Origin of the sequence: Pseudomonas sp. KB_15, assembly GCF_052114525.1 — a bacterium.
Taxonomy (GTDB): Bacteria; Pseudomonadota; Gammaproteobacteria; order Pseudomonadales; family Pseudomonadaceae; genus Aquipseudomonas.
This window is the reverse complement of the sequence record NZ_JBFREX010000040.1, coordinates 19,965-38,879: the sequence shown is the minus strand read 5'-3', so window position 1 is coordinate 38,879 and position 18,915 is coordinate 19,965. Positions and strand designations below refer to the sequence as shown.

The following is an 18,915-nucleotide window of genomic DNA, read 5'->3' as shown; positions in this document are numbered from 1 at the left end:
GAACTGAACTCAAGTGTAGGTAGTTTGAATAATGAGATTGACCGGGAAATCCCCCAGCGCGGCGCTGATCAGCAGCTCTCTGTGTTTTGTGACTGTGATGCCGGAAAAAAGTCCCTGCAGATGTTCGTCAGGGACGGTGAACGGCAGTTTGACCCGGGTATCGCCCCACAGCGGCGCGTGGACCTGCGGTTCGGCACTGTTTTCCAGCAGTTCGGCACAACGTATCGGCACAATCACGATGGCGCGTTTTCCCTCCCGTTCACGGACAAAACCCAGCACTCGATGGGCCTCGCTGCCCACCACTTCCAGGGCCTGGTAAGTGCCACGCCGAAACAGCTCGGCATGCTCGGCACGCAGGTTCAAGGTGCGCGCAATCAAGGCTTGTTTGATGCGCCCGTCACGCCAGTTCGCCAGCAGGTCAGGTGGATCAACCGTTTGCTGCATCGCCTGCTGGCGGCGGGTGTAATCCACCGGTCGACGGTTGTCCGGATCGACCAGGCTGAAGTCCCAGAAATCGTTGCCTTGATAAAGATCCGGCACGCCGGGCACGGTCATGCGCAGCAAGGTTTGCGCCAAACCGTTGAGCGCACCGGGGACGGCGATCGACCGGGCAGACTTGGCGAGGGCGGCACGCAACAGCTCACCTTCGGGGCTGAGCAACAGGCGCCGGATGAAGTCCTCGCTCGCTTGCTCGTAAGTGTCATTGGGTGCGCTCCAGCTGCTTTGCAGCTTGGCTTCACGCAGGGCTTTGCGTTGCCACTGCCAGAGGCGTTTTGCGTAGTCCTCGAGCGCCGGCGGATCATCGATACCCAACTCCAGCGGCCAGCTGCCGAGGATCGTCTGGTACAGAATCAACTCATCGCCCGCCGACGGCACTTGATCGTCATCGCGCAATGGCCGGGCGAGGGCGCGCCACAGGCCGATCTGGTCGGCATACCACCTGCTGCGTTCGCTCAAGACCGCCAGCCGCGCCCGTGAATCTTCGCCGCGCTTGTGGTCGTGGGTGGCGCTGGCCAGCAGATTGTCCGGGAAGGTCTCAAGGCGCTCGATGCAGGCCTGATGAAAGTCGGCGACCGCTGCGCCGAACTGTTCGGTGTTGAAGCCAACGTCATTGCGCGAGAGCAGGACTGCCGAACGATAGAGCGCGGTGTCTTCCACCGCTTTCGCTGCGGCCGGCGAGGTCAGTTGCTGGAAACGTACGCAGGCGTGCTTGAGGCGTTTGCGCGGGCGACCGGCCGGGCGCTGCCGCCAGGGCTCACCGCCAAGCCAGCCGGCCAGGCAGTCGAGCACCGGCCAGTCCGCTTCGCCCAGGGTTTGACGGGCGCCGTCCATGGCCTGCTGGAAAAACACCTCGTCCCGGGCCGAGCGACCAAGGGGGCCGATGTAGGTGCGGTACACCGGAAAATGCACGATCAGCGCCTGCAAGGCCCGGCGGATGGCACCGAGGGTCAGGTCGCGGGTCATGAGGTTGTCCCGGGCCACTTGCAGCAAGGCCTGGGCGACGCTTTCGAAATCCCCGGCGAGGGAACCGTTGAGGATTTGCTGACGGGCCAGTTGTGCTTCCTGGGAGAAGTCGGCGGACCGCTCGCTGTGGCGCTTCCAGCGTTCGGTCAGCACCTGTGCACCCTGTGGGTCGGTTTGCAGCAGTGACAATTGGTTCATGAATTCGTAGCCGGTGGTGCCGTCCACCGACCAGTCGCGATGCAGGGTTTCGCCTTCGCCGAGGATCTTTTCGACATAAATCGGCAAGTGGCGGCCCGCCGACAGACTGTCCACCCGGCGGCGCAGTTTTCGGCAGTAGCCTCGCGGGTCGGCGAGGCCGTCGATGTGGTCGATGCGCAACCCGTCGATCAGCCCTTCAGCCACCAGCTGGAAGATCTTCGCGTGGGTGGCTTCGAACACGGCGGGACGTTCGACGCGCAGTCCGCCGAGTTCATTGATATCAAAGAAGCGCCGCCAGTTGATGTCATCGGCGGCCGTGCGCCAGCTGGCGAGGCGATAACTCTGGCGTTCCAGCAGGTTGTGCAGGCGCTGGAAGCCTTCGCCGGTGAGTGAGTCGTAGTTTTTCAAGTGTTGCTCGATGGCTTGAGCAATGAGCGGATCGCTGACCAGATCGCGAAGCTCTGCTTTGAGCGGCATGGCCAGGCTGCGGGCGTCGGTCTGGTAGCTCAGGGTGCTGAAGCGATCGGCCAGGGTCTTGAGTTGTTCGGCCTGTTGCGCATCAAGCGGTGCATCGACCCTGAGCAATTCGCCGTAATCGCTGGGGCAAATCGGAAAGCGGTGTTCGTAGTGCTCGACATGGAACGTGCCGTGCCAGGCATCGAATCGCAAGGGCAGGGTGCCGTCCTGCAACGCGACGCCGTAGTCGCTGCCCAGAAACGGCAGGAGCAACTGACCTTCCATCAACGGATCGGGGGAGTGCCACTGGATATCGAAAAACTCGCCGTAGGGGCTCAGGCGCCCCCACTCCAACAAATCCAGCCACCAGGGATTATCACTGCCGCCGACCGCCATGTGATTGGAGACGATATCGAGGATCAAGCCCATGTTCTGCCCGTGCAAGGCACTGACCAGGCTGCGCAGCGCCGCCTCACCACCCAGTTCCGGGTTGACCCTGGTCGGGTCCACCACGTCATAGCCATGCGTGGACCCGGCGCGGGCGCGCAACAGCGGGGAGGCATAGACATGGCTGATGCCGAGGCGGGCGAAATACGGCACCAGTGGCACCGCATCTTCCAGCGTGAAGCCTTTATGAAATTGCAGCCGCAAAGTGGCGCGCAGCGGGCGGGTCAGCACTTGAGTCATCGATCACGCTCGGCCGCCTGTAGCCGCGCGCAGGCGAGCAGTTCCAGGCGCCGCGCCGCATCCGGTCCATCGAGCAGGGCTTCGCTATATCCGGGCAAGCGCCGCGACCAGTTGGGGTGTGTATCGATCGTGCCGGGCAGATTGGCCTGTTGTTCCACGCCAAGGGCATCTTCCAGTGGCAACAGCACCAACGGCGACCGGGTATGACCGAGAAAGCGCACGCTGGCATCGAGCACTTGGTCGGTTTCGTGGGACTCTTCGCGAAAGTTTTGCGGGTCCTGGCTCAACGCCCGGCGCAGGCCTTCGCGCTCACGTTCACGGTGCTGGCGCCATTCGATTTCAGCGCTGGCATCGACCATGCCGAGCCGGGCGTTCCAGTCGATATCGCGGCCATGCCACCAGCCGTTGAGGGTGGGCAGGTCATGGGTGCTGGTGGTCGCCAGGGCGTTGTCCGGCCAGTCGAGGATGGGTTTGAAGTGCGTGTTGTCCTGTTCGAACAGCAATACCCGCATGCCAAGCATCGAACGGGCGATGAGTTTTTCCCGCAGGCCGTCCGGCACGGTGCCGAGGTCTTCGCCGAGGACGATGGCTTGATGGCGATGGGATTCCAGGGTCAGCAGACGCAGCAAATCGTCCACCGGGTAATACAGATAAGCACCGTCGGCGGGCGGCGAGCCGTTGGGGATCACCCACAAACGCTGCAAGCCCATGACGTGGTCGATGCGCAAGCCACCGGAATGGGCGAAATTGGCCCGCAACATTTCGATGAAGGCCCGGAAACCATTACGCACCAGGCCTTCAGGGGAGAACGCGGAAATCCCCCAGCCCTGGCCGCTGCGGTTGAGAATGTCCGGCGGCGCACCGACGGTGAGGGAGGCAAGCAGTTCGTCCTGACGGCTCCAGGCCTGGCTGCCGCCGCCATCGGCGCCGACGGCCAGGTCGGCGATCAGGCCGATACTCATGCCGCTGGCGCGGGCGGCGGTCTGCGCGCGCTCCAGGCAGCGAGTGATCAGCCACTGACAGAAAGCGAAGAAGCCGATGCGCCCGGCATTTTCTTCGGCAAACGCCGCCAGTTCGGCGCTGCGCGGGTTACGCCAGGGTTCGGGCCATTGCCGCCAGTCGAGGTGTTCACCGCGGGCGGCGCGAGCCTCCTGGATCGCCTCGAAGCGGCAGTGGTTTTCCAGGGCTTCGCCAGCGGCGTGACGAAAGCTGCTGAAGTCTTCGTGCAACGGGTGTTCGCCGAGGACGAAGCCTTCGTACAGCGACTGCAACACCCGATGCTTGGCTTCGGCGGCGGCCGGCCAGTCGATCAACGGACGCTCTTCCAGGTCCTTGAGTTCTTTTGCCAGTCCGGTTGCATCAATGGCGGTACGCAGTGCGCGTTCGCCGAGAATGGTGCCGGGAGCGCAGTAAAGGCTGTTGAGAAACAAACGGCTGGACGGCGAATACGGGCTGTAGCGTTGGGTGTCACTGGAAAACATCGCATGCAACGGGCTGATCGCCAACGCCTCGGCGCCACGCTCACCGGCCACCCGGGCGAGGTCTTCCAGTGCCTGGGTGTCACCAAACCCGCCATCGCCGGGGCGGCGCAATCCATACAGCTGCACGCTCAGGCCCCAGGCACGCGGGATCGGATTGTCCACGGCATCGGCCACGCTGTAGCAACGGGACGGGGCCACGGCCAGGGTGAAGGTTTGTCCGTCGATGCTGACTTGTTGATAGCCGACCGGTACCAATCCCGGCAATACCGCGTTGGCGTCCAGTTTCAGGTTGAGTCGCGAACCGTCTTCGAGGTGGATTTCGCAAGGGGTTCCAGGCTCGAAATAACGCGCCAGGTCCAGGCCCACCCCGATATCGGCGGTCATCAATGGCGGCAAGTGACTGGTCTGTTGCGCCGTCTGCAATTCCAGCAGGCTGGCGTCGATTTCCTGGGCACTGCCGGCCGGGTGGCCAAGGCCGGTCAGCACGTTGCGCAACACCGAAGGCGCGACTTTTTGCGGGCGGCCGTTGGCGTCGATCCAGTCGACCGCGAGGCCGGCACGGCTGGCCAGAATTTCCAGTTGCGCATCACTCATGGTCGCTCTCCATACGAGGTAGCAAGGGGGCTGCGGCGGCGAGGCTGACGAGCGCGCAATACGGGGCAAGGGTGCCTTGGTCCAGCAGGTCGGCGCTTTGTGGCGGGTATTCGAACAACCGCGTGGCACCGGTCTGTGAGGTGTGGACTACAGGCCTGTCGTTGAGGTTCAGGTCAATGCGCAGTTGGCTGCCATCGCCCAAACGCCAGGCTGCGCTGACCGCGCCTTCGCCCAGCACGTCGCTGCCCAGTGCCTGGGCGCCGGGCAGGCGCGGGATGATCAGCCGGTGACGGATCTGCAACAGTCGGCAATACAGGTCGTGCATCTCGCAATGGCCGGTCGATGGCAGGACAGGGCGGGACGCTGCAAACGTCTGCGGATCATTCGGGTCCGGAATGTGCTCGCGCAGGTCAGGGTCCGCAAACGCGCTAAGCGCAGCGAACTCGTTGCGCCGGCCGTCGCGTACCCGCTTCGCCAGTTCACCATGATGGCTGGTGAAGAACAGGAAGGGTTGTTCGACGGCAAACTCGTCGCCCATGAACAGCAGCGGAATCATCGGCGACAACAGCAGCAACACCGTGGCGGCCCGCAGCGCTTGCGGGTGGGCGAGTTGATGCAGGCGCTCGCCGAAGGCGCGATTGCCGATCTGATCATGATTTTGCAAAAACAAAATGAATGCGCCGGGCGGCAAATGCCCGCTGGGTTCACCCCGCACCACACCATGGCGGTTGAGATGGCCCTGGAACGCGAAACCCTGGTTCAGGCAGCGCGCCAGTTGTTCGGTGGGCTTTTGCGCGAAGTCGGCGTAATAGGCATCGGTTTCGCCGGTCAGCAAGACATGCAAGGCGTTGTGGCCGTCGTCATTCCATTGCCCGTCGTAACCCTGTTCGAGCAGGCTGGCCTGATTGTGTTCGTTCTCCACCATCAGCCAGACATGCCGTGCCGGTCCCGTCTGCTCGCGCACCCGTCGCGCCAGTTCCTGAAGGAAATCCGGGTCTTCGATGGCGTGTACCGCATCCAGGCGCAAACCGTCGAAGCGGTATTCCAGCAGCCACATCAAGGCGTTTTCGATGAAGAAGTCCCGCACTTCGCGGCAGCGGAAATCGATGGCCGCACCCCACGGAGTGTGTTGGTCTTCGCGGAAGAAACCCTTGGCATAACGATGCAGGTAATTACCGTCCGGGCCGAAGTGGTTGTAGACCACGTCGAGAATCACCGCCAGGCCGTGGCCGTGGGCGGTGTCGATCAAGTGCTTGAGTTGCTCGGGTGAGCCGTATGAAGCCTGGGGTGCGTAGGGCAGGACGCCGTCATAACCCCAATTACGCTCACCGGGAAACTGCGCGATGGGCATCAGTTCGATCGCGGTGACGCCCAGTTCGACCAGCCGCGCCAGATGCGTCTCGACGGCACTGAAGCCGCCGAGCGCACCGACGTGCAGCTCGTAGATCACCGCCTCGTTCCACGGGCGTCCCGGCCATGCACTGTGTTGCCACRCATAGGCCAACGGATCGACCACCACACTGTGCCGGTCGATATCGCCGGCCTGAGCGCGGGAGGCAGGGTCAGGCACCTCCAGCTCACCGTCGATGCTGTAGCGGTAACGCGTGCCTGCCGGGCAGCGGGTGTTGCTCACGAACCAGCCGTCGGCCTGGGGCAGCAACGGCAAGGACTGTCCATTTTCCAGTTCGACACTGACGTAGAACGCATCTGGCGCCCACAACGCGAATCGCGTGTGCTCGGCATCCAGCATGATTGCGCCGTGGGGCCAGGTCTCAAGGGTCCGTAACGGCATCTTGAAAGCCTCTTACTGTTTGTTCGATTTCCCCAATGCCTTAGCCACAAGCTGTTCATAGAGCTCGGCGTAGGGTTCGACCGCCTTGCACCAGTTGAACGGCGCTGCCATGGCCCGGCAGCGCATGGCATGCAGCAGGTCGGGGAAGGCGAACACCTTGAACGCGCGGCTCAGGGCTTCCTGGTAGCTCTGCACCGTGGATTCATCGAACAGGAAACCGGTCACGCCGTTTTCGATGGTGTCGGCCAGGCCACCGGTATTGCGCGCTACCGGCAATGAGCCGAAGCGCTGGGCGTACATCTGGCTCAGGCCGCACGGCTCGTAACGCGAAGGCATCAGCAGGAAATCGCTGCCGGCGAACATGCGCCTGGCGTCGGTTTCGTTGAAGCCGATGCGCACGCCGATTTGCCCCGGGAAGCGCAAAGCCAGTTCGCGCATCGACTGTTCTTCTTCCGGCTCGCCACGGCCGATGATCGCGATCTGCCCGCCGTTTTTGACGATGTACTCGGAGACCGCTTCGGTGAGGTCCAGGCCTTTCTGGTAGACCAGACGCGAAACCACCGCGAACAGCGGCCCTTCGGAGTCTTGCAGGCCGAACAGCTCGCGTACATGGGCAGCGTTCACGGCCTTGCCGTCCCAGTCGCCGATTTCGAACGGGCAGAACAGGTGCGGGTCGGTCGCCGCATCCCAGCTTTCATCGATGCCGTTGGGAATTCCGCTGAGCAGGCCTTGCTGGGTCTTGGCGGCGAGAAAACCGTCGAGACCGCAGCCGAAGTCCGGGGTGGTGATTTCCTGGGCGTAGGTCGCGCTGACCGTGGTGATGTGGCTCGAATAGGCCATGCCGGCCTTGAGGAACGACATCTTGCCGTAGAACTCCATGCCTTCCTGTTGCAGCGCGTGATGGGGAATGCCCAGTTCGGGGCACGAACCCAGGCTGATCACGCCTTGATAGGCCAGGTTGTGAATGGTGAATAGCGTCGGCGTGCGCTGCCCACGCCAGTGCATGTAGGCCGGGGCCAGGCCAGCCGGCCAGTCGTGGGCGTGCACCAGGTCCGGGCACCAGTGGATTTGCGCGAGGTTGGCGGCAATATCGGCAGCTGCCAGGCCGAGGCGGGCGAAACGGATATGGTTGTCCGGCCAGTCGCGGCCGTTGTTGGCGCCGTAGGGCGAACCTTCGCGCTCGTAGAGTTCGGGGCAGATCAACACGTAAATGACCAGACCGTCGGGCATGTCCATGCGCCCGATCTTGCACGGTGGCAACGCCGCATGACCGCCGAGCTCACCGATGATATGAATGGGGTTCTCGCTGTGCAGTACCTGCGGGTAACCCGGGATCAGCACCCGCACATCGTGCAGGTGGGCCATGGCCCGTGGCAGCGCCGCGGAAACGTCGCCCAGGCCACCGGTTTTCACCAGGTCGGCAATTTCCGAGGTGACGAACAACACTTTTTTACGGTTCGGATTCTGCTTGGCTACCGGGGCCGGCGTCCTGGTGCCAGGAACGCTGACGGGTTGGGTGTTTGCGGCAGTTACGGCGCTCGACTCGCCGACCTGACGAGCACGCTCTCCCTGTATTTCCAAAGCCGTACTGATCATATGAATCTCCCGTGTTGTTGATCTAATTCTTAGGTCTGGCAAACGGTGTTTCATGGCCAATTCCCGTGGCCGGGCGCAAACGCGCTACGCATCAGTGAGCAAGCGCTGCCCAATGCGTCGAAGCAAAAGGGGTGAATGAGCCGTTGCAAAGATTGCACCAGTCGCAACGCACCTTCTTTTCAGAGGACCRATCGGGATTGGAAAAAGTTTCGACTATTTTTCCACTTTGTGACCAACCGGTTTCGTCTTGAGAAAATGAGTCTAGGCCAGAACTTAGAGCGGTAAAGGCCAGATGGCAAAATTGTTCGACAATCGGTTTGTAGCGGTACGGACGTGCCTGATCGAGGTGCAAACGCCCCGACGAAGTGCATGTTTTTTTGCGTTTTGGCCTCAAAAATTCACTGGGCAGTCACATAAATGTGCGACGCGCTTTGAGGGCTTTGCACTGTTATGGTGCGTGCTGGCAAGTCCCGCATTTGGCCGAACCACTGCCTTACTGCCCACCTTGGTGCCTTGTTATAGTTCGGGCCTCATTTTTGCCCGCAAAAGGATCACTGGCATGTCTCAGTACAGCGCGTTCAACGTCGAACTGGTCGATAAAATCGCCCACGTGCAGATCAACCGCCCGGAGAAGATCAACTCGATGAACGCTGCGTTCTGGAGTGAGATCGTCGAGATCTTCCAGTGGGTCGACGACACCGATGAAGTGCGCGTGGTGGTCCTCAGCGGGGCAGGCAAGCATTTTTCCTCGGGTATCGACCTGATGATGCTGGCCGGTGTGGCCAATGAATTGGGCAAGGACGTGGGGCGCAATGCGCGCCTGTTGCGGCGCAAGATCCTTACCTTGCAAGCGTCGTTCAACGCGGTCGATAACTGCCGCAAACCGGTACTTGCGGCCATACAGGGTTACTGCCTGGGTGGCGCCATCGACCTGATTGCCGCGTGCGACATGCGTTATGCCGCCGGGGATGCACAATTTTCGATCAAGGAAATCGACATCGGCATGGCCGCCGACGTCGGCACGTTGCAACGCTTGCCGCGGATCATCGGTGACGGCATGCTGCGCGAACTGGCTTACACTGGTCGCACGTTCGGCGCCGACGAAGCGCGGGGCATGGGGCTGGTCAATCGCGTCTACAGCGACAACGCCAGCCTGCTCGACGGCGTCATGGGCATTGCCCGTGAAATCGCCAGCAAGTCGCCGATCGCCGTCACCGGCACCAAAGAGATGATCAGCTACATGCGTGACCATCGCATCGATGACGGCCTTGAATACGTCGCTACCTGGAACGCCGCCATGCTGCAATCCACCGATCTGCGCGTGGCCATGGCCGCCCATATGAGCAAACAGAAACCCGAATTTCTGGATTGATTAACCATGATTCCTCGCTGGACCACCGCAGTACTGGACACCGATCAACCCGGCGGCTGGGCCATCGCGCGCAGCCCCGAAGGCTTTCTGTTCGATGACAATGGCGCTCTGTTTCCGCGCGAATGGCTCAAGCGCCAGGACCTGGCGATCCTCGCCGAACATGGCATCGGTCATCTGGACGGTGAGCCGGTCTACCTGCTGGAGCTGCGCAATCACAGCGAAGTGCCGGGTTGCAACTGGAAAGGCCTGCGGGCGTTCATGCTGGAAGGCGATCACACGATCTACAAGGTACTCGGTTACGCCGCGCAGATCGGCACCTGGGCCCGCGAGCACCGCTTTTGCGGTAACTGCGGTCAGGCCATGACCCAGGTGCCACGCGAACGGGCGATGTATTGCCAGCCGTGCGATCTGCGCAGCTAYCCACGGATTTCGCCGAGCATGATCGTACTGGTGACTCGAGGTGATGAAGTGCTGTTGGCACGCTCACCGCGTTTTGTCAGCGGCGTCTACAGCACCCTGGCCGGGTTTGCCGAGCCGGGCGAATCGGCCGAGGACTGCCTGATTCGCGAGGTCCGTGAAGAGGTGAGCATCGAGGTCAGGAACATCCAGTACCTGGGCAGCCAGTGCTGGCCGTTCCCGCATTCGATGATGCTTGGTTTTCATGCCGAATACGCCAGTGGCGAGATCATCTGCCAGGAGGACGAGATCGAGGACGCCCAGTGGTTCAACGTTCGCGACTTGCCGCCGTTGCCGGCGTCACGCTCGATTGCCCGTTACCTGATCGACGTCTATGTGGCGCGGCGTTTAGGCCACGCTGAACCAGTGCTGCCAGGCTAGGCGCACGGTCAGGCCCAGCACCACGGTGATGAACACCGGACGAATGAATTTCGCGCCGCCGCTGATGGCGGTGCGGGCGCCGAAGAAGGCGCCGACCATCAACGACGAGCCCATGCACAGGCCGATGATCCAGTCCACCTGACCGGAAAAGATGAAGATCGACAGCGCCGCTGCGTTGCTGACGAAGTTCATGCTGCGCGCCACACCGCTGGCCTTCACCAGGTCGATGGGGTAGAGCAGCAGGCTGCTCACGGTCCAGAACGCGCCCGTACCGGGACCGGCCACGCCGTCATAGAAGCCGAGGCTGAAGCCTTGGGTCGACTGCCACGTTTTCTTGATCGGTGCGTTGCTGTCCAGTGGCGCTTTCGGCGTGCCGCCAAACAACAGATAAACGCCGCAGGCGAAGACGATCACCGGCAGCATTTTGTTCAGCCATTCCGCCGGCAGGTAATGCGCGACCACGGCGCCGGTCAGTGCACCGACCAGGGTGCCGACGATGGCATGAATCCATTGTGCTGGATGGAACAGCTTGCGTCGGTAGAAGGTGAAACTGGCGACGGCCGAACCGAAGGTCGAACTGAGTTTGTTGGTGCCCAGCACCAGGTGCGGCGGCAGGCCGGCAGTCAACAAGGCCGGGGTGGTCAACAGACCACCGCCACCGGCGATGGCATCGATGAAACCGGCAACAAAAGCGACAAGGGCCAGGATGGCCAGGGTGGAGGGGTCAACGCTGAGTTCGAAAGGCATGGGATCGGCTTATTCGGCGGGAGCAGAAAGAGGCTGCGGGGAAGGGGCGGTATGTTACCTGTAACCTTTGCATGATGCTTTGTGAACAACACAAAAACCTGTGGGAGCGACGGTGCGGCGATCCGACTTGCTCGCGATGGCGTCCTCAAATTCAACATTGATGTTGAATGATAGATTGCTATCGCGAGCAAGTCGGATCGCCGCACCGTCGCTCCCACAGGGATAAGTGTGGATTTAAATTACAGGCCTAGATCCGACAGGCTCGGATGATCGTCAGGACGACGCCCCAGCGGCCAGTGGAACTTGCGCTCGCTTTCCTTGATCGGCATGTCATTGATGCAAGCAAAGCGGCGGGCCATCAGGCCGTCCTCGTTGAACTCCCAGTTTTCGTTGCCATAGGAGCGGAACCAGTTACCCGAGTCGTCGTGCCATTCATAGGCATAACGCACGGCGATGCGGTTGTCGGTGAATGCCCAGAGTTCCTTGATCAGCCGATAATCCAGCTCCCTGGCCCATTTGCGGGTCAGGAAACCTTTGGCTTCTTCGCGGTTGTGGGCGAACTCGGCACGATTGCGCCATTGGGTGTCCAGGGTGTAGGCCAGGGACACGCGCTCCGGGTCGCGGGAGTTCCAGCCGTCTTCAGCCAGGCGAACTTTCTCGATGGCCGATTCACGGGTGAATGGGGGCAATGGCGGACGAATTTCGGCATTAGACATTTAAAGTCTCCGTATCAAGTTGATGTTAAAACATATTGTCGAGCTTGATTGAATTGCTACAGGTCCAATAACTTTCGCGCCATGCATTGCGCATTATCGGCGGCACTGTGATCACCCGTTACAAGCGCCACGGTAATGGCACCATCGATCAGGATCAGCAGCTGTCTGGCCAGCATCTGCGGATCCTCGGCACCATGTTCGGTACACAGCTCGCACACGTAGTCGAGCAGCTTCTGTTTATGCTCCTTGGCGACCAGGCGCACCGGGTCTTGCGGGTCGCCGGTTTCGCCACTGGTGTTGATGAAGGCGCAGCCGCGGAAGCCTTCGGAGGCGAACCACGTTTCAAGTACGGTAAACAGGTTGAGCAGCCGCCCGGCCGGGGTTTGTGCCTGGTTGACTTCGCTTCGGTACCAGTGCATCCAGCGTTGATCGCGGCGTTGCAGGGCGGCCACGACCAGTTCGTCCTTGTTGGCAAAGTAGCGGTAAATGCTTTTTCTGGAGACGCCGGCGGTCTTCACCAGGAGATCCATGCCAGTAGCAGCGATGCCACTCTTGTAGATCAACTTTTCGGTGACATCCAGAATGATGTCGCGTGTGTCATTGCTAGTGATTTCGTTCATGTGGCTAACAGTAGAATGATCGTTCTCCTTGGTCAATCGATATTTTTGTAGTGCCTGATAAATGGTCTTCGCGAGCAGGCTCGCTCCTACATTTGGAATGCGTTCCCCTGTGGGAGCGAGCTTGCTCCGGGCGGCGTTCCGACGATGGCGTCATTACAGACAGTAACAAGACCCGAACCTTTGCATGGTGTAAGCTCACGGGTTCTTCGGATTCGACCCATTGCGAGCCCTATGCCGTCGCTTTTCAAACGCTCCCTGCTGCCCAAGCTGCGCAGTTTTCCGCTGACGGCCGATGCCGTCGGCATCCTCTCCGGCGCTGCCGAATTCCGTCGTTGCCTGCTGGAGAAAATCGCCAGCGCGACCCGGCGCATTTACATCGTTGCGCTGTACCTGCAACAGGATGAAGCCGGCCAGGAAATTCTCGATGCCTTGCACGCGGCCAAACTGGCGCGTCCGGAACTGGACGTGGTGGTGGTCGTCGACTGGCTGCGCGCCCAGCGCGGGTTGATCGGTGCCGGCAAGCAGGCGGGCAACTCCGCCTGGTATCAGGAAATGACCCGCACCCATGAAAGTGTTGTGCCGGTCTACGGCGTCCCGGTGCAAACCCGAGAACTGTTCGGTGTGTTGCACCTTAAAGGCTTCGTGATCGATGACTGCGTGATCTACAGCGGCGCGAGCCTGAACAACGTCTATCTGCACAAGTTCGACAAGTACCGCTACGACCGCTATCACCTGCTGCACAATCGCGAACTGGCCGATTCGATGCACCACCTGGTGCAGCACGGTCTACTGCCCTCCAAAGCGGTGCACCGCCTCGATCTGCCGAACCTGCCGACCACCCGCAGCCTGCGCAATGACATCGGTGACTTGCGCAGCCGCCTCAAGCACGCGGCGTACGACACCACGCGTGGCACCACTGACAGGACCGGTTTGTCCGTCAGCCCGTTGCTCGGCGTCGGCAAGAACAATCCGCTGAACCGAGTGATCTGCGAACTGATCGCCAGCGCCCAGCAGCAACTGACCATATGCACACCGTACTTCAACCTGCCGCTGGCGATCATCCGCGAGATCAACCGCGCGCTGGCCCGCGGGGTGAAGATCGACATCGTGGTCGGCGACAAGACCGCCAACGACTTCTACATTCCGCCGAGCGAACCGTTCCGGGTCATTTCGGCGCTGCCGTACCTGTACGAAATCAGCCTGCGCCGATTTGCCAAGCGTCATCAGCGCGACATCGACAGCGGCCAGTTGAACCTGCATCTGTGGCGTGATGGCGACAACACCTATCACCTCAAGGGCATGTGGATCGATCAGCGCTATACCTTGCTGACCGGCAACAACCTCAACCCGCGAGCGTTTCGACTCGATCTGGAAAACGCCTTGTTGATCGATGATCCCCATGGCGAACTGCTGGAGCCGCGTCGCAATGAGCTGGCAGAGATTTTCCAGCACACCCGGCGAATCGAGCACTTCCAGAACCTGGAAACCCTGGCCGAATACCCTATGGGCGTGGCCAAGTTCCTCAAACGCGTGAGTCGGGTGCGGATCGAGCGGTTGCTCTACCGCATCCTCTGAAAAAGATCGCAGCCTGCGGCGACTGACGCCTTCGCGGGCAAGCCCGCTCCCACAAGGTTTTATGTCGATCACGCAATTGTGCTTCGACTCAGAAACCTGTGGGAGCGGGCTTGCTCGCGAAGGCGTTTTCACTTTCAGTACATCAACGACTGACACACTGCTTTCGTCGGAACGCCGCCCGGAGCAAGCTCGCTCCCACAGGGGATCTGCGTTGAACGGGCGGTTTCAGCTAATATGCCCCCCACTCGAACAAGAACAGGGCTTGCCGCGATCCATGTCGGAAAAAGACACCATCTCCATTCAACTGGTGCGTGAAGCACTGTTGCAAAGCTGCGCGCCAGGAATTGCCACGCAAGAGGTGTTGATCAAGGTTGGCATCGATCCGCAGTTGTTGGATAGCACCGATGCCCGCGTTCCGGCCACTGCTTATGCACGTCTGTGGCGATTGTTGGCACGGCGCGGGGATGATGAGTTTTTTGGCATGGACCCACGCAAACTGAAATCCGGCAGCTTTGCGTTTCTGTGCCGCAGCGCCATGGTCCAGCCCAACGTGGCAGCGGGACTGGTCGCCGGCCTGGCGTTTCTGTCGTTGATCCTCGAACACTTGCCGGCGCAGTTGGTGCGCCAGCAAAGCCTGGCGGAAATTGTCCTGCTGGAAGACGACAAATACCCGCGCCRGGCCTTCACCTATTTCACCTACTGGATGATCGTGCACGGCGTTGCCTGCTGGCTGGCAGGACGACGGATTCCGATCCTTGCCATCGAACTGCGCTGTTCGAAGCCGGATTTCTGCGATGACTATCAGGTGATGTTTTCCGAGAACCTGCGCTTCAACCGCCCGCGCACGCGGATGATTTTCTCCGCCGATTGCCTGGACCTGCCCATCAAGCGCAGCCCTGAGGAACTCAAGCGATTCCTGGCTCATGCGCCGGCGAACATCCTGGTCAAATACCGCGACCCGCAGAGCCTGGCCAGTCGCATCAAACACGATCTACGCCACCTGCCGGCAGAACACTGGCCGGAAACCGAAGCCCTGGCGCAACGCCTGTGCATGTCGGCTTCAACCTTGCGCCGCCGGCTGGCCGAAGAAGGGCAAACCTATCAAGGCCTCAAGGACAGCGTGCGCAAGGAACTGGCGATTGTCTGGCTGGCGGAGCCAGCGATCAGCTTCAGCGATATCGCCACGCGGCTGGGGTTCGCTGACGTCAGTTCGTTCTACAAGGCGTTTCGCAAATGGTCGGGGTCAAATCCGGGGCACTACCGCAGCCTGATTCTCAATGACACCGAGTGAGTTCAGCGGCGCAATGACCATTCTTCGCGGGTGATTTCCCAGATTTCCAACGGGAAATACCCGCCGACAAACCGGCCGTCATCTGTGCGGATCAAGCGCATTCCCGTGCGCTCGGAGAGTCTGCGTGAGCCGATGTTAGGTACCGCTTTTGGCACCCGCAGTACGATGCGCCCCAGCGTGTTGAACCAGTACTCGGTGACTGCAGCGCTGGCTTCTGTCATCAATCCCTGACCCTGCCACTTCGGGCCGAGCCAGAAACCGCGATTGTTGTCCTGTTCGCTCATCAGGCTGATGTTACCGATCAACTGCTCCGGGGCCGATTTCAGGCGGATCGACCAGTGCCATTCCTCGCCACGGGCGATGGCTGGCAGGGCGTTGTCGCGCAGGTACGTTAATGCACCGTCGGCCGGATAAGGCCAAGGCACCAAGGCGTTGAGGTAGCGCACCACTTCCCAGTGCGGGAAATGTTGCTGGATGGCATCGGCGTCCGCCAGTTCCAGCGGGCGCAGGATCAGGCGCTCGGTGTAGAGCGTGGGGGTGTCGTCCATGGGGGTGTAGCTCCTTGAGTCAGGCTGTTAACGGTTGCCAGTGGACGATCCAGGCAAATTGAGCGTACCACTGTCCACGAAGCGCATCGTGTTGAACACCCCACCCGAGAGCTTGCCGCGCAGGACATAAGGCATGTTGTTGAGCCTTTTCATTTGGCTGATGCCATAGGTCTGGCGGACCACCGAAAACGCCGAAACGCTGACCGGTACGCTCACGACGGTGTCGGAAAAACGCCCGATCGAACCACTCTCATCGCTGACGCCGGAGGCGAATGGCTGGCCGTTGATGTCCAGGTCCAGCGCGACGCCGTTGTAGGTGATGGTGGTGTCATTGGGGTTCTGCACACGGATTTTCACGGCAAAGCGCACTTCCATGCCCTGGCCTTGCAGGGGCTCGATGCCCACGACGTTGATTTTCAACGGGTCTCGATTGGGCAGAGAGGAACAGGCGCTCAGGCAGAGCAGGAGGGAAATCAGGACTGCGTGGACGCTGCGCATGGACGTGCTCTCATCTGGAAAAAGGCTGAACCGCCAGCGGCTCAGCCCTGGAGCCCGTCTAGCGGTTTGATTGTGGGACCCTCGCAGCCGCTGCGGGTTCATCCCTGGCGGTCACATCGGGGTTCTGCATCACCTGAAGCACGGAGGCCTCCGGATCGAATTCGTCCTCTTCCAGTTCGATGAATTCCTCGGGCAGGAAGATATTAAGAACGATAGCGCACAGTGCGCCGACGGTGATGGGCGATTCGAAAATGTTGTACAGTGCCTTGGGCAGTTCACGCAAGACTTCCGGCACGGCGGCTACACCCAGGCCCATGCCGACAGAAATCGCCACGATCAGCATGTTGCGCCGATGCAGGCCGGCCTCGGCGAGAATCTTGATCCCGGCCACGGCGACGGTGCCGAACATCACCAGTTCCGCGCCGCCCAGTACCGGTTTTGGCATCAGTTGCAGTACCGCGCCGATCATCGGGAACAAGCCAAGCACCACCAGCAGGCCGGCAATGAAAAACGCTACGTAGCGACTGGCCACGCCCGTGAGCTGGATCACCCCGTTGTTCTGGGCGAAGGTCACCATCGGCATGCTGTTGAACACCGCGGCCATGGCCGAGTTGAGGCCATCGGCGAGCAGGCCGGACTTGATCCGGCGAATGTACACTGGGCCTTTGACCGGTTGCCGGGAGATCATCGAGTTGGCCGTGAGGTCGCCGGCGGCCTCCAGCGGCGACACCAGGAAAATCACCGCGACCGGAATGAACGCCACCCAATCGAAGGAGAATCCGTACTTGAACGGCACCGGTACGCTCATCAGCGGGACTTCGGGCAGGCTGTTGAAATTCACCTGGCCCATGAGCCATGCCACCACGTAGCCCAGGGTCAGACCGATGACAATCGCCCCCAGGCGCAGAAACGGCACGTCCACCCGGTTCAACACCACGATGGTTCCCAGCACCAGCGCCGCCAGGGCCAGGTGACTGGCAGCACCCAGGTCCGTTGCACCGAAGCCTCCGGCGATGTCGGTCATGGCGACCTTGATCAGCGACAAGCCCATCAGCGTGATGATGGTCCCGGTCACCACCGGGGTGATCAGCATGCGCAGTTTGCCGATGAACTGGCTCAATACCACTTCAATGAACGCGGCAAAAAAGCACACACCGAAGATGGTCGAGAGAATCTCATCGGTGCCGCCGCCCCGGGCCTTGACCATGAAGCCGGCACTGAGAATCACACTGATGAACGAGAAACTGGTGCCTTGCAGGCACAGCAGGCCGGAGCCCACCGGGCCGAAGCGCCGCGCCTGGACGAAGGTGCCCAGGCCGGAGACGAACAGCGCCATGCTGATCAGATAAGGAATTTCGCTTTGCAGGCCCAGGGCGCTGCCCATGATCAGCGTCGGGGTGATGATGCCGACGAAACTCGCCAGCACATGTTGCAGGGCGGCGAAGACGGTGGCAGTCAGATGCGGGCGGTCATCGAGGCCGTAAATCAGGTCGCTGTGGCGTGGAGCAGGGGCTTTTTCGGAGGCGGTCATGGTGGTTTGCGTGCCAGAAGGCGGGCCGGGTCAGAAAATGGAGGCGCAGGATGCCAGAACCGCCGGGCCACGGCAAAAGAACCTCCAAATCAGTGGCTTACAGTCGTGGCGCCAACACCTCGCCGACGCTGCGGCGTTTAGCGTGCAATTGGCTGGCCTGGATCAACTGTTCCAGGTCCTCGGGCGTGACGTCATAGAACGCTTCCATGTCAGCCAGCGCCAGTTTCAGGTCTTCGACGGTGATGGCCTGACGGTCCACCGGCGGGTGATCGGCAGGAATCGTGACCACTGGTTCGCTGGCACCCTTGGGGTAGCGAATGCGGGTCAGGTTGTTGTAGGCCAGGGCGCTGAGCAGCAGCGTCGCAGCGCCGAGCATCACCGGCTCAATGGCTTTCCAGTCCATGGCAATGGTCGCCGGATCGGCCAATACCAGGGTCAGGGCCAATGCACCGGCCGGTGGATGCAGGCACCGCAACCAGCACATCAGGATCAACGCCATGCCCGCCGCCAGACAAGCGCTACCGAGGGTTCGGCCCAATACATGGGCCACCAGCAGCGCAATCACCCCGGCGCTCAAGTAACCGCCGAGAATCGACCAGGGTTGGGCGAGCGCGCCGGAAGACACGGCAAACAACAGCACCGCCGACGCCCCCAGTGGGCCGATCAGGTGCTGGGCCACTTCGATGCCGAACACCTGACCACAGCACCACACGCTGAGCAGCGTCCCCAAGGCCATGCCGATGGCGGCGCGGCTCCATTCGGTGGGACGGGTATTGATGGCGGCGGGCAACCAGCGAGCAAGCATTTTGACAAAAACTCCGGCAAAAAAAATTGAGGCAAAAAAAGGGCTTAGCTGGGAAACCCAGAAAGCCCTTGAAGGTGTTCCAACTATTGGGGGAGGAACAGGTACAG

15 protein-coding genes are annotated in these 18,915 nt (G+C 61.2%); 4 read left to right on the top strand and 11 right to left on the bottom strand.

What is annotated here, in order from left to right; genetic code table 11:
• Positions 1-9 precede the first annotated feature (9 nt).
• Genes AB4Z35_RS23630 through glgA form a run of 4 tightly spaced genes read right to left on the bottom strand, consistent with a single transcriptional unit; the run spans position 10 to position 8,268 of the window.
• Positions 10-2,805 (bottom strand): malto-oligosyltrehalose synthase, encoded by a 2,796-nt coding sequence (locus AB4Z35_RS23630; RefSeq protein WP_442099725.1) that lies wholly within the window; start codon positions 2,803-2,805, stop codon positions 10-12.
• Positions 2,802-4,880 (bottom strand): 4-alpha-glucanotransferase, encoded by a 2,079-nt coding sequence (gene malQ / locus AB4Z35_RS23625; protein WP_442099724.1) that lies wholly within the window; start codon positions 4,878-4,880, stop codon positions 2,802-2,804. The genes AB4Z35_RS23630 and malQ overlap by 4 nt, the downstream gene beginning before the upstream one ends.
• Entirely contained in the window at positions 4,873-6,672 is a 1,800-nt protein-coding gene (gene treZ, locus AB4Z35_RS23620; RefSeq protein WP_442099723.1) for a malto-oligosyltrehalose trehalohydrolase, read from the bottom strand. Before treZ ends, malQ begins: the two co-directional genes overlap by 8 nt.
• A gap of 12 nt (positions 6,673-6,684) precedes the next feature.
• The gene (glgA, locus tag AB4Z35_RS23615; RefSeq protein WP_442099722.1) at positions 6,685-8,268 is read right to left on the bottom strand and encodes a glycogen synthase GlgA; all 1,584 of its coding nucleotides are present in this window, start codon (positions 8,266-8,268) and stop codon (positions 6,685-6,687) included.
• 559 nt (positions 8,269-8,827) lie between these two features.
• On the opposite strand from glgA, the gene AB4Z35_RS23610 reads away from it, so the two are divergent.
• Both AB4Z35_RS23610 and nudC read left to right on the top strand, forming a co-directional pair.
• Positions 8,828-9,640, top strand: coding sequence for a crotonase/enoyl-CoA hydratase family protein (locus tag AB4Z35_RS23610; RefSeq protein ID WP_442099720.1), 813 nt, complete (start codon positions 8,828-8,830; stop codon positions 9,638-9,640).
• A gap of 6 nt (positions 9,641-9,646) precedes the next feature.
• Positions 9,647-10,477, top strand: coding sequence for an NAD(+) diphosphatase (gene nudC / locus AB4Z35_RS23605; RefSeq protein ID WP_442099719.1), 831 nt, complete (start codon positions 9,647-9,649; stop codon positions 10,475-10,477).
• Here nudC and AB4Z35_RS23600 read toward each other — a convergent pair.
• From AB4Z35_RS23600 to AB4Z35_RS23590, 3 genes are all read right to left on the bottom strand, one after another.
• Positions 10,445-11,224: a TSUP family transporter gene (locus AB4Z35_RS23600; RefSeq protein WP_108229502.1), complete on the bottom strand. Its 780-nt coding sequence runs from the start codon at positions 11,222-11,224 to the stop codon at positions 10,445-10,447. The two genes, nudC and AB4Z35_RS23600, sit on opposite strands and share 33 nt — an antisense overlap.
• Positions 11,225-11,463: 239 nt before the next feature.
• Complete coding sequence (locus AB4Z35_RS23595) at positions 11,464-11,940, bottom strand: nuclear transport factor 2 family protein (RefSeq protein WP_442099718.1); 477 nt, start codon at positions 11,938-11,940, stop codon at positions 11,464-11,466.
• Between the two features lie 56 nt (positions 11,941-11,996).
• Complete coding sequence (locus AB4Z35_RS23590; protein WP_442099717.1) at positions 11,997-12,560, bottom strand: TetR/AcrR family transcriptional regulator; 564 nt, start codon at positions 12,558-12,560, stop codon at positions 11,997-11,999.
• A gap of 231 nt (positions 12,561-12,791) precedes the next feature.
• Here AB4Z35_RS23590 and pssA point away from each other — a divergent pair, with 231 nt between their 5' ends.
• On the top strand, positions 12,792-14,135 hold the full coding sequence (gene pssA, locus AB4Z35_RS23585) for a CDP-diacylglycerol--serine O-phosphatidyltransferase (protein ID WP_442099715.1): 1,344 nt from the start codon (positions 12,792-12,794) through the stop codon (positions 14,133-14,135).
• A gap of 274 nt (positions 14,136-14,409) precedes the next feature.
• Positions 14,410-15,426, top strand: coding sequence for an AraC family transcriptional regulator (locus AB4Z35_RS23580; RefSeq protein WP_442099749.1), 1,017 nt, complete (start codon positions 14,410-14,412; stop codon positions 15,424-15,426).
• Between the two features lie 2 nt (positions 15,427-15,428).
• On the opposite strand, the gene AB4Z35_RS23575 is transcribed toward AB4Z35_RS23580, so the two are convergent.
• The 4 genes from AB4Z35_RS23575 to AB4Z35_RS23560 all read right to left on the bottom strand — a co-directional run bounded on the left by AB4Z35_RS23575 (position 15,429) and on the right by AB4Z35_RS23560 (position 18,808).
• Positions 15,429-15,974 carry a GNAT family N-acetyltransferase gene (locus tag AB4Z35_RS23575; RefSeq protein WP_442099714.1) on the bottom strand — a complete coding sequence of 182 codons (546 nt, stop codon included), beginning with the start codon at positions 15,972-15,974 and terminating at the stop codon, positions 15,429-15,431.
• A 27-nt stretch (positions 15,975-16,001) separates the two neighbouring features.
• Positions 16,002-16,472, bottom strand: a complete 471-nt coding sequence (locus AB4Z35_RS23570) for an LEA type 2 family protein (protein ID WP_442099712.1) — start codon at positions 16,470-16,472, stop codon at positions 16,002-16,004.
• A gap of 58 nt (positions 16,473-16,530) precedes the next feature.
• Complete coding sequence (locus tag AB4Z35_RS23565; protein WP_442099710.1) at positions 16,531-18,003, bottom strand: nucleobase:cation symporter-2 family protein; 1,473 nt, start codon at positions 18,001-18,003, stop codon at positions 16,531-16,533.
• A gap of 97 nt (positions 18,004-18,100) precedes the next feature.
• Positions 18,101-18,808, bottom strand: coding sequence for an HPP family protein (locus AB4Z35_RS23560; RefSeq protein ID WP_116261293.1), 708 nt, complete (start codon positions 18,806-18,808; stop codon positions 18,101-18,103).
• Positions 18,809-18,915 lie beyond the last annotated feature (107 nt).